At 62.0% G+C, this 830-nt stretch carries 1 protein-coding gene; it reads left to right on the top strand.

What is annotated here, in order from left to right; translation table 11 throughout:
• A partial coding sequence (locus K6N12_RS33570) for a molybdopterin-dependent oxidoreductase (RefSeq protein WP_222149173.1) occupies nt 1-767 on the top strand: 767 nt, incomplete at its 5' end.
• Nucleotides 768-830: the final 63 nt, after the last annotated feature.

The raw sequence follows: 830 nt of genomic DNA on the forward strand, positions 1-830 counted from the left end.
TTCCTCTGCGCGAGATTTTAGAAATGGCGGGCGTTAAGCGAACCGCACGTGAGGTTCTGCTCGTAGGCGCAGACAGCGGCGTCGTCGACACGAGCAAGAAAACGGCTTCTCCGGGCCCCATCGCTTTTGCGCGCAGTTTACCGCTTGAGAAGGCCATCGCTGACAGCACGATCCTTGCCTATTCGATGAACGGGGAGCCGTTGACGCGCGATCACGGCTACCCGCTACGCGCGGTCGTGGGTGGCTGGTTCGGCATGGCTTGGGTCAAGTGGATCACTGATATCACGGTTGTGGAGCAACCATTCCTTGGCTACTGGCAGGCGCGCGACTATTTCCGTTGGGAGCGCAGCCTCGGGGAACCAAGGCTGGTCCCCCTTGCGGAGATGGAGGTCAAAGCGCAGATCGCGCGTCCCGTGCAGGGGACGCGTCTCGTCGCCGGCCAACCGTATCGGATTTTCGGGGCCGCCTGGAGCGGAGAGGCTGCCATCCGGCAGGTGCAGGTCTGCACCGGAGATGGCAGGGGCTGGCGCGAGGGAAGGCTCCTCGAAACAGAAAGTCCCTTCGCATGGCGCTTGTGGGAATACATGTGGACCCCTGAAAAAGTGGGGCGATATATACTGCGATGTCGCGCGATCGATGGGGCTGGATGCGTGCAGCCCGACCTCCAGCGTTCCGACTGCGAGAGCTACGCGGCCAATTGGATCGTTCCGGTGGAGGTTACGGTCGTTCCCGAGCCCCAGACATACGAGGAGGAATTCGTGATCTAAGCACCCGCATGGGGCGGAATGGCGGCTTTTGGCGCAACGGCGAGCCGCGTTGTCACTGCGTCA

The organism is Rhizobium redzepovicii, from assembly GCF_019793435.1.
Taxonomy (GTDB): domain Bacteria; phylum Pseudomonadota; class Alphaproteobacteria; order Rhizobiales; family Rhizobiaceae; genus Rhizobium; species Rhizobium redzepovicii.